The organism is Pseudomonas sp. GM49 (genome assembly GCF_000282355.1).
Classification (GTDB): domain Bacteria; phylum Pseudomonadota; class Gammaproteobacteria; order Pseudomonadales; family Pseudomonadaceae; genus Aquipseudomonas.
Window position 1 is genome coordinate 1 of sequence record NZ_AKJL01000213.1, and the last position, 10,362, is coordinate 10,362.

Sequence of the window (10,362 nt, forward strand, 5' to 3'; positions counted from 1 at the left end):
ATCGCGAGCAAGCTCGCTCCCACAGGTGTTTACGGTACCTGAAAGTCAGCAACGCCCTTCAAGAATCGCCGCATAACCCTCGCGAAAACTCGGGTACTTCGGCGTCCAGCCCAACGCTTTTGCCCTGGCATTGCTGCAGCGCTTGCTGCCAGTGCGACGCACGCTGTCGTCATCGGCCCATTCGGTCACGCCCAGATACTCACGCAACCAGCCCACCACATCGGCCAGCGCTGCCGGCGCATCATCCACACCGATGTAGACACCATCCAATGCCACGCCATGCCGATCCGCCTCAAGCAGGCACGCCATCAACCCTGCGGCATCGTCCGCATGAATCCGATTGGCATACAACGGTGGATCGACCGCCACGCGATAACCCCGGCGCACCTGCGTCAGCAGCCATTCTCGGCCGGGGCCGTAAATGCCGGTCAAGCGCACGATACTGGCTGGAATGCCGCTTTTGAGAGCAAGTTGCTCGGCTTCGAGCATCACACGCCCGGAATAGCCCGCCGCCACGGCCGGTGAAGTTTCGTCGACCCATTCGCCATCCTGCTGACCGTAGACACTGCTACTGGACACAAATAGCAGGCGATTGGGCATCTGCCCGTAGTCGTTCAGCCACTCCAGCACATGCTCCAAGCCCTGGACATAGGCAGCACGGTAACCGGCTTCATCGTGATCGGTGGCCGCCGCGCAATACACCAGGTAATCCACGGCACCGATTGGCCAAGTGGCCGGGCAGTCTTTGTCGAACAAGTCACCGGCAACGCCGATGACGCCCTTGGGCAGGCGTGAAACGTCGCGTCGCAGGCCATGGACCTCCCACCCCGCCGCCAGCAATTGCGTGGCCAGGCGGCTGCCGACATCACCGCAGCCGGCGATCAAAACAGTAGGCGCAGACATCAGAAAACTCCCATCGGAAAGCCACAGACTAGCGCCGGCAATAGACAGGCGGCTAGCAATGCAGGAAAAAAAGAGACGCTATTACTTTTGTTAACAAGAATTACTTGCAATAATGCGCCCCACTTTGTTCTCGGCCTTTCGAGGCCTGGAAGAACATCACCCGTTTATTCTCTCAGGTCCGGCCAGCATGACACGCAATCAATTCCCCGCTTCGCCAACCAAACGACCTCGCGCCTGGAGCGCGGTGGCCGCGCTGCTCCTCAGCCTGATGCTCGCGCCAGTCGCCGCTTTCGCCGATGCCCAGCCGCCAGCTACTCCGGCCGCCGCAGCACCTGCACCGGTCGTTGCTCCGACCGCGACTGATCCTGCCCAGGCAGCACCAGCGGAAAACCTGGGGGAAGACGTTCCTGAAGTCCTCGAAGCCGATAACACCCTGGGCATGGCCCATGACCTGTCGCCGTGGGGCATGTACAAGAACGCCGACATTATCGTGAAAATCGTGATGATCGGCCTGGCCATCGCCTCGATCATCACCTGGACCATCTGGATCGCCAAGGGTCTTGAGCTGATGGGCGCCAAGCGTCGTCTGCGCGGTGAAATCGCCCAACTGAAAAAATCCGCCTCCCTCAAGGAAGCCAGCGCTACCGCGGCGAAGGAAGGCACCCTGGCGAACCTGCTGGTGCACGACGCCCTCGAAGAGATGCGCCTGTCGGTCAACAGCCGCGAGAAAGAAGGTATCAAGGAACGCGTCAGCTTCCGTCTTGAGCGTCTGGTGGCGGCCTGCGGTCGCAACATGAGCAGCGGCACCGGCGTGCTGGCCACCATCGGTTCCACCGCGCCGTTCGTCGGCCTGTTCGGTACTGTGTGGGGCATCATGAACAGCTTCATCGGCATCGCCAAGACCCAGACCACCAACCTCGCCGTCGTGGCTCCCGGCATCGCCGAAGCCCTGCTGGCCACCGCTCTGGGTCTGGTTGCAGCGATCCCTGCAGTCGTGATCTACAACGTCTTTGCCCGCTCCATCGCCGGCTACAAGGCTCAGGTGTCCGACGCGTCGGCACAGGTCCTGCTGCTGGTCAGCCGCGACCTCGACCACCAGCCTGAGCGCAGCTCGCAACCGCACATGGTGAAAGTGGGGTAATCGGCCATGGGCCTGCATTTGAAAGAAGGGGCAGACGACGATCTGTCCGAAAACCACGAAATCAACGTCACGCCGTTCATTGACGTGATGCTGGTGCTGTTGATCATCTTCATGGTGGCGGCCCCGCTGGCCACCGTGGACATCAAGGTCGACCTGCCCGCCTCGACCGCCAAACCGGCGCCGCGGCCAGAGAAACCGGTGTTCCTCAGCGTCAAGGCTGACCAGCGCCTGTTCCTCGGTGAAGACGAAGTGAAGGCCGAAGCACTCGGCGCCACCCTCGACGCCAAAACCCAGGGCAAGAAAGACACGACAATCTTCTTCCAGGCTGACAAAGGCGTGGATTACGGCGACCTGATGAGCGTGATGGACAACCTGCGCTCTGCCGGTTACCTGAAGGTAGGTCTGGTCGGACTCGAGACGGCAGCCAAGAAATGATCACGACGCGCCATAAGCTGACGCGTTACAGCGGTAGCCTGGCAGTGGTGCTGGGCGTTCACGCGCTGGCCATCGCGCTGGCACTGAATTGGTCTGCCCGTCCGCCCATCGAATTGCCCCCTCAGGCAATGATGGTCGAACTGGCACCGGTTCCCGCCCCGCCACCGCCTGCACCGCCGAAGGTCGTCACCCCACCGCAGCCACCAGCTCCGGTTGAAGAACTGCCGATACCCAAGCTCGCTGAAGCGCCGAAAGCTGAAATTGCCGTGCCCAAGCCGGTCAAACCCAAGCCGAAGCCGCAGCCGCCCAAGCCGGTAGAGAAGAAACCCGAACCGCCGAAGGAAAAACCGGCCGAAGAAACGCCTGCCGAAACGCAACAGACTCAGGCACCGACGGAGAAATCCGCCCAGCCTGCGCCCGGCCCTTCGCCGGCTCAACTGGCAGCCAAGGCCAGCTGGCAAGGCACGCTGCTGGCGCACCTGCAGAAGTACAAAAAATACCCTGCAAGTGCCCAGGCGCGGGGCAAGGAAGGCATGAACCGTCTGCGTTTCATTGTGGATGCCGAAGGCAATGTGTTGTCGTTTGAGCTGGTAGGCGCCTCGGGCACTGCCGATCTGGACCGGGCCACCCTGGAAATGATCCGTCGCGCCCAACCGCTGCCCAAGCCACCGGCCGACATGCTGACCAATGGCTCCATCGAAATCGTTGCACCCTTTGTTTACTCGCTGGAAAAACGCCGTCGGTAAAAATGTGGGAGCGCTCCCACAGGGTACTAATCCAGCCAGAAAGGCACCGAAAGGTGCCTTTCTCTTATCTGCCAGCGGCAAACCGGCATTGCCCAGTGTCACCCGACACGTTCAGTCTGATAACGTGCGTCTATCGATTGCAGCCGGTATGCTTGGCCCGCAACTACATGGACGCTTGCTATGACCCTCACAGAATTACGCTACATCGTTACCCTCGCCCAAGAGCAGCACTTCGGCCACGCGGCCGAGCGTTGCCATGTCAGCCAGCCGACCCTTTCGGTGGGCGTGAAAAAGCTTGAAGACGAACTCGGTGTGCTGATTTTCGAGCGCAGCAAAAGCGCCGTGCGCCTGACGCCGGTCGGCGAAGGCATCGTGGCCCAGGCCCAAAAGGTATTGGAGCAGGCCCAGGGCATCCGCGAACTGGCCCAGGCCGGCAAGAACCAGCTGACTGCCCCACTCAAAGTCGGCGCGATCTACACCGTCGGGCCGTACCTGTTCCCGCACCTGATTCCGCAACTGCACCGGGTCGCCCCGCAGATGCCGTTGTACATCGAAGAAAATTTCACCCACGTGCTGCGCGACAAACTGCGCAACGGCGAACTCGACGCAATCATCATCGCCCTGCCGTTCAATGAAGCCGACGTGCTGACCCTGCAGCTCTACGACGAGCCGTTCTACGTACTGATGCCAGCGCAGCACCCGTGGACACAAAAGGAGTCCATCGACGCCAGCCTGCTCAACGACAAGAGCCTGCTACTGCTCGGCGAAGGCCACTGCTTCCGCGATCAGGTACTGGAAGCCTGCCCGACCCTGACCAAAGGCAACGACGGCGCCAAGCACACCACGGTGGAATCCAGCTCCCTGGAAACCATTCGCCACATGGTCGCCTCGGGCCTCGGGATTTCGATCCTGCCGTTGTCTGCAGTCGACAGCCATCACTACGCCCCCGGCGTGATCGAGGTGCGTCCGTTGTCGGCACCCGTACCGTTCCGCACGGTGGCCATTGCCTGGCGCGCCAGCTTCCCGCGTCCAAAGGCAATTGAAATCCTCGCTGACTCCATTCGCCTGTGCTCGGTGGCCAAGCCAGCGACGCAAGTCGCGGCGGGTTAAGCAACGGTCATGAGCGAGTTGTCGCAAGTGTCGGTGACGGCACTCAAGGGTGTCGGTGAAGCCATGGCCGAGAAACTGGCCAAGGTCGGCCTGGAAAACCTCCAGGACGTGTTGTTTCACCTGCCCCTGCGCTATCAGGACCGCACTCGCGTGGTTCCGATTGGCGCACTGCGCCCCGGACAGGACGCGGTCATCGAGGGTACCGTCAGCGGTGCCGATGTGGTCATGGGCCGTCGGCGCAGCCTGGTGGTCCGGCTGCAGGATGGCACCGGTGGACTCAGCCTGCGCTTCTACCATTTCAGCAACGCGCAAAAGGAAGGCCTCAAGCGCGGCACGCGGATTCGCTGCTACGGCGAAGCGCGGCCCGGTGCTTCGGGGCTGGAGATCTACCACCCGGAGTACCGCGCCATCACCGGCGACGAACCACCACCGGTGGATGAAACCCTGACCCCGGTTTACCCGCTGACCGAAGGCCTGACCCAACAGCGCTTGCGCCAGTTGTGCATGCAGACCCTCACCCTGCTCGGCCCCAGCAGCCTGCCCGACTGGCTGCCGAACGAACTGGCTCGCGACTATCAACTGGCGCCGCTGGCCGATGCAATCCGCTACCTGCACAACCCGCCCGCCGATGCCGACGTCGATGAACTGGCCCTCGGTCACCACTGGGCGCAGCACCGTCTGGCCTTCGAAGAACTGCTGACCCATCAACTGTCGCAACAGCGCCTGCGCGAAAGCATGCGTGCCTTGCGCGCGCCGGCAATGCCAAAAGCCACCAGGCTGCCGGCCAAGTACCTGGCCAACCTCGGCTTCAACCCGACCGGCGCCCAGCAACGGGTCGGCAACGAAATCGCTTACGACCTCAACCAGCACGAACCGATGCTCCGGCTAATCCAGGGTGACGTCGGCGCCGGCAAAACCGTGGTCGCCGCCCTCGCCGCGCTGCAAGCGTTGGAGGCCGGTTATCAGGTCGCCCTGATGGCGCCCACCGAGATTCTCGCCGAGCAGCACTTCATCACCTTCAAGCGCTGGCTCGAACCGCTGGGCATCGAAGTCGCGTGGCTCGCCGGCAAGCTCAAGGGCAAGAACCGCGTGACCGCGCTGGAGCAAATCGCCAGCGGCACCCCGATGGTGGTCGGCACCCACGCGTTGTTCCAGGACGAAGTGCAATTCAAGAACCTGGCGCTCGTGATCATCGACGAACAGCACCGTTTCGGCGTACAGCAGCGTCTGGCCTTGCGGCAGAAAGGCGTCGGCGGGCGCATGTGTCCGCATCAGCTGATCATGACCGCCACGCCGATTCCGCGCACGCTGGCCATGAGCGCCTACGCCGATCTCGACACTTCGATCCTCGACGAACTGCCCCCCGGCCGCACCCCGGTCAACACCGTGCTGATCACCGACACCCGGCGGGTCGAAGTCATCGAGCGGGTGCGCAGCGCTTGCGCTGAAGGGCGTCAAGCCTATTGGGTGTGCACGCTGATCGAAGAGTCGGAAGAGCTGACCTGCCAGGCCGCCGAAACCACCTTTGAGGACCTCACCGCCGCCCTCGGCGAGTTGAAAGTCGGGCTGATCCACGGCCGCATGAAGCCTGCGGAAAAAGCCGCGGTGATGGCCGAGTTCAAGGCCGGCAACCTGCAACTGCTGGTCGCGACCACAGTAATCGAAGTGGGCGTCGACGTGCCCAACGCCAGCCTGATGATCATCGAGAACCCCGAGCGCCTGGGCCTGGCGCAACTGCACCAGTTGCGCGGCCGCGTCGGCCGGGGCAGCGCCGTCAGCCATTGCGTGCTGCTCTACCATCCGCCGTTGTCGCAGATCGGCCGTCAGCGCCTGGGCATCATGCGCGAAACCAACGACGGTTTCGTCATCGCCGAAAAGGATCTGGAATTGCGCGGCCCCGGCGAAATGCTCGGCACCCGCCAAACCGGCCTGCTTCAATTCAAGGTCGCTGACCTGATGCGCGATGCCGATTTGCTGCCAGCCGTACGTGATGCCGCCCAGGCATTGCTCGAGCGCTGGCCGACCCACGTCAGCCCGCTACTCGACCGCTGGCTGCGTCATGGCCAACAGTACGGCCAAGTGTGACAACCGTCGCAGTTTCTAAGGCGTGGCCCCGAGCAAGCTGGTTATACTCCGGCAATTGTTTTAGCACGGATACAAACCATGACCGAAGTTGCCTTCGCACCCGACACCCCGCACGCTCCGTCGGTTATTCGGCTGATGCTGGGCAAGTTGGGCATTGCCTACGAAGAAGTGCTGGACCATCACGACCTCAATGCCGCGCGCAAGGTCCAGGCCGTTCTGCTGGATGACAGCATTGGCGCGCTGATGGTGCTGTTCCCGCAGAGCCAATTGCTGGACCTCAATCGCCTCACTGAACTCACCGGTCGCCGCCTCACCGCCGTACCGATCGAACGCCTGACAAAAATGCTCGGCAAGCACAACCTCAGCTTGCTGCCGGGCCTGCCGGCGCTGACCAGTTCACCCTGCCTGTACGACGAAAGCCTGCTGCATGAGCCGAAGTTGCTGATCAACTCCGGTGAGCCGGGCGTGCTGCTGGAAGTCTCCAGCGAAGACTTCAAGACCATGCTGACCAAGGCCAGCGCCGCCAACTTCGGCGAGAACCTGACCAGCATCCGTCCGAACCTCGACCGCCCCGATGACGACCGCGAGGAAATCACCCAGGCCGTCCAGGCGTTCACCGCACGGCGCATCCAGCAGCGCCTGGAAGCGACCATCGAAATCCCGCCGCTGGCCGAAACGGCGCAAAAAATCATCAAGCTGCGCGTCGACCCCAACGCCACCATCGACGATATCACCGGCGTGGTCGAAACCGACCCGGCGCTGGCTGCACAAGTCGTGAGCTGGGCGGCGTCGCCGTATTACGCCTCGCCAGGCAAGATTCGCTCGGTGGAAGACGCCATCGTGCGCGTGCTGGGCTTCGACCTGGTGATCAACCTGGCGCTGGGGCTGGCCCTGGGCAAAACCCTGAGCCTGCCCAAGGACCACCCGCAACACTCCACGCCGTACTGGCAGCAATCGATCTACACCGCCGCCGTCATCGAAGGCCTGACCCGCGCCATGCCACGCGCCCAGCGTCCGGAAGCCGGCCTGACCTATCTGGCCGGTCTGTTGCACAACTTCGGCTACCTGCTGCTGGCCCACGTGTTCCCGCCGCACTTCTCGCTGATCTGCCGCCACCTGGAGGTCAACCCGCACGTGTGCCACAGCTTCGTGGAACAACACCTGCTGGGCATCAGCCGCGAGCAGATCGGCTCGTGGCTGATGCGCTACTGGGACATGCCCGAAGAACTGGCCACCGCCCTGCGCTTCCAGCACGACCCGGCCTACGACGGCACTTACGCCGAATACCCGAACCTGGTCTGCCTGTCGGTGCGCCTGCTGCGCAGCCGAGGCATCGGCTCCGGCCCCGACGAAGACATCCCCGACGCCCTGCTCGAACGCCTTGGCCTGAGCCGCGAAAAAGCCAACGACGTGGTCAGCAAAGTCCTTGAAGCTGAAGTATTGTTGCGCGAACTCGCCTCGCAGTTCACCCAGGGCTGAAAAGCATCGCGGGCAAGCCCGCTCCCACAGGAATCACCAAAACCCTGTAGGAGCGAGCTTGCTCGCGAAAGTCGTCAACGATGACGCGCGCATCCTGGATAAACCCGGGGGTACTTGAGTTTCTCGTCGGAACGCCGCCCGGAGCAAGCTCGCTCCTACGCCTTCTTCGGCTTCAAATACTTGGTCAGCCCCTGGAACCAGATCACCAGCGCCGGGTTGCCCTTGATCTGAATCGACTTGTCCTGAATCCCCGTCATGAACGCCAGTTGCTTGTTCTTGGCCTGCATCGTGGCAAAACCGTACGCGGCGTCTTTAAAGGCAATCGCAAACGCAGGCTCGGCATGCACACCCGATTGGCTGGTGATGCGCTGGTCCTTCACACGGAAATGCCGCGCTACTTTCCCGTCCAGGGTCTGCAACTGAAACACCAGATCCTTGTCACCCAACTGCTGCTGAAACGCCGGATTGGTCCGGCTGGCCTTGCCCATCAACAAACCCAGCATCCACAGCAGAAAACGAAATTTCATGCGCACAGCCTCAAAGAAAAATGAACGGCTGGGGCAGTTTAACGGCTTCAGAGGATAACACCAGTATTCAGCTGCATTAGGAGAAGATCATTACCATTACCTGCACGATGACTACTAAGTCACAATTATCAGAACATCACTCCGGCCACTCCATACGCCACTTCTGCACCTGAAGAAACACATTCTGTAGGAGCTGCCGAAGGCTGCGATCTTTTGGTCCCCCACCCTGCAAACCTATCGGAAACTTCCTTCAAAATGCTGCGCCATACATGAACTAGGCGAGTTTTGGATTCATCGATAACCTCTGATCGTCACCGCCAAAAACGGCGACCGGATGTGCAAGTCCGAAATCGGGAGCAAAACTTCTTAACCAAGGATTTACACCAATGACTCCGATACCCGACGCATCCGAAAACGAAGCCACATCCCCCTGCGAATCCCTCGATTCCAAAAAACTCCACGAAGCCACCGAACGCGCCCTCGATCACTATCTCGCCCCACCAAAACAAACACCAACGAAACGCAGCGGCCAACTCTTCAGCGTCTGCCCGGACATCAATACCGAAGCACTCCTGGCCAACGCCTCGGAAGATCTGCTGTCCATCAGCGCCATCGCCGCTGACCTTGCCGATGATGTAGAAGGCTCACGCCGCTCAGTAGCCCTGGCGATCAGTCGTGTGGCTGAGGGGGCGCATTTGCTGGTAGAGCGGGCGCTGGATCATCTGGATGGGCCGGAAATGGCGGCGATTCTCGCCAAGCAACAGAGCGGGCTCGGCTGATTCGCCACCCACAAAAAATGGGCACCCAACCCTGGTTGGCGTGCCCATTCTTCATTCCACTCCCCCGCTGCGCGAGAGGTGAAAACGGCTTACGGATTAACGCTGTCTTTCAACGACTTGCCTGGCTTGAACGCAACGGTGTTGCTGGCCTTGATTTTGACGGGTTCACCGGTTTGCGGGTTTTTGCCGGTGCGGGCACCGCGATGGCGTTGCAGGAAGGTGCCGAAGCCCACCAGCGTCACGCTGTCTTTGCGGTGCAGGGCACCGGTGATTTCTTCAAGAACGGCGTTGAGAACGCGGTTGGCTTGTTCTTTGGTGAGGTCTGCTTTTTCAGCAATGGCTGCAGCGAGTTCTGGTTTACGCATATGAGTGAAGCCCCTTTGACGGTTTGTTGTTGTTATGTCCGTGCTGCCCTCTGCGGAGCAGCGCCCAAAGCGCCGCAGGTGCTCTACTCTGCGGCAGACGGGAGTGAGGATGGCACGCAGTGAGGCCCCGCGCCAGTATCGGCGCGGCCTTTGTTAGGGCAAAAGGGGGGTGATTCCGACAGAACGACCGCTATTTATGCCAGCAGGGCCGGAAGCTCTTTGTTCAGGGCCAGTTTTTCCATCACGGCGGCACCGGTAAGCGCATAACCGAGCAGCCTGCCCGCGGCATCGCGGCATAAAACCTTGATATCGGCGCCCTGCCCTTCGACGGTCCAAATGCCCTCTGCGCCCCGTGGCGGCGGGGACACCACCAACGGGCAGACCGGGGTTTTGACGGTGATCGGCATCGGGCCATAGGTGACGGCGGTCGGGTTGCCGGCCAGGGTTTGCGCCAACGCTCGCGCACAGCTCATCAAGGGCATGACATACAGCAGGTTCAACCCGTCGACCTCGGCACAGTCGCCCAGGGCGTAGATGTTGGCGTGGGAAGTTTTCAGGTGCCGATCGACCATGATGCCGCGGTTGACCTGCAGACCGGCCGCTGCCGCGAGGTCGACGCGCGGGCGCAGGCCAATGGCCGAGACCACTACGTCGCACGGGATCACCTGGCCATCGGACAGGTGCGCTTCCAGGCCATCCGCCACGCGTTGCAGGCGGTTGAGCACCGGCCCGAGGTGGAAGCACGCGCCGAGGCTTTCGAGGCCAGCCTGCACCGCAGCGGCGGCCGCCGGG

11 protein-coding genes are annotated in these 10,362 nt (G+C 61.8%); 7 read left to right on the plus strand and 4 right to left on the minus strand.

What is annotated here, in order from left to right; genetic code table 11:
• Window positions 1–45: 45 nt before the first annotated feature.
• Complete coding sequence (locus PMI29_RS10290) at window positions 46–903, minus strand: SDR family oxidoreductase (RefSeq protein WP_008000265.1); 858 nt, start codon at window positions 901–903, stop codon at window positions 46–48.
• A 187-nt stretch (window positions 904–1,090) separates the two neighbouring features.
• Between PMI29_RS10290 and exbB the strand changes: the two genes are divergently transcribed.
• The 6 genes from exbB to PMI29_RS10260 all read left to right on the plus strand — a co-directional run bounded on the left by exbB (window position 1,091) and on the right by PMI29_RS10260 (window position 7,899).
• Window positions 1,091–2,044, plus strand: coding sequence for a tonB-system energizer ExbB (exbB, locus tag PMI29_RS10285; RefSeq protein ID WP_008000267.1), 954 nt, complete (start codon window positions 1,091–1,093; stop codon window positions 2,042–2,044).
• 6 nt (window positions 2,045–2,050) lie between these two features.
• Window positions 2,051–2,479 carry a TonB system transport protein ExbD gene (exbD, locus tag PMI29_RS10280; RefSeq protein WP_007989589.1) on the plus strand — a complete coding sequence of 143 codons (429 nt, stop codon included), beginning with the start codon at window positions 2,051–2,053 and terminating at the stop codon, window positions 2,477–2,479.
• Complete coding sequence (locus PMI29_RS10275; protein ID WP_008000270.1) at window positions 2,476–3,225, plus strand: TonB family protein; 750 nt, start codon at window positions 2,476–2,478, stop codon at window positions 3,223–3,225. Before exbD ends, PMI29_RS10275 begins: the two co-directional genes overlap by 4 nt.
• Window positions 3,226–3,405: 180 nt before the next feature.
• Entirely contained in the window at window positions 3,406–4,335 is a 930-nt protein-coding gene (locus tag PMI29_RS10270) for a hydrogen peroxide-inducible genes activator (RefSeq protein ID WP_008000272.1), read from the plus strand.
• Between the two features lie 9 nt (window positions 4,336–4,344).
• A complete protein-coding gene (gene recG / locus PMI29_RS10265; RefSeq protein ID WP_008000273.1) occupies window positions 4,345–6,420 on the plus strand; it encodes an ATP-dependent DNA helicase RecG in 2,076 nt (691 codons plus the stop codon).
• A gap of 78 nt (window positions 6,421–6,498) precedes the next feature.
• Window positions 6,499–7,899, plus strand: a complete 1,401-nt coding sequence (locus PMI29_RS10260; RefSeq protein ID WP_008000274.1) for an aminoacyl-tRNA deacylase and HDOD domain-containing protein — start codon at window positions 6,499–6,501, stop codon at window positions 7,897–7,899.
• Window positions 7,900–8,054: 155 nt separating this feature from the next.
• On the opposite strand, the gene PMI29_RS10255 is transcribed toward PMI29_RS10260, so the two are convergent.
• Window positions 8,055–8,426, minus strand: a complete 372-nt coding sequence (locus PMI29_RS10255) for a hypothetical protein (protein WP_008000275.1) — start codon at window positions 8,424–8,426, stop codon at window positions 8,055–8,057.
• A gap of 386 nt (window positions 8,427–8,812) precedes the next feature.
• Between PMI29_RS10255 and PMI29_RS10250 the strand changes: the two genes are divergently transcribed.
• Window positions 8,813–9,205, plus strand: coding sequence for a DUF6124 family protein (locus tag PMI29_RS10250; protein WP_008000277.1), 393 nt, complete (start codon window positions 8,813–8,815; stop codon window positions 9,203–9,205).
• Between the two features lie 89 nt (window positions 9,206–9,294).
• Here the strand turns inward: PMI29_RS10250 and PMI29_RS10245 are convergent, their stop codons facing one another.
• Both PMI29_RS10245 and PMI29_RS10240 read right to left on the minus strand, forming a co-directional pair.
• A complete protein-coding gene (locus tag PMI29_RS10245; RefSeq protein WP_003213368.1) occupies window positions 9,295–9,570 on the minus strand; it encodes an HU family DNA-binding protein in 276 nt (91 codons plus the stop codon).
• A 194-nt stretch (window positions 9,571–9,764) separates the two neighbouring features.
• The coding region (locus PMI29_RS10240; RefSeq protein ID WP_008000279.1) for an FAD-dependent oxidoreductase at window positions 9,765–10,362 on the minus strand (598 nt) is incomplete at its 5' end.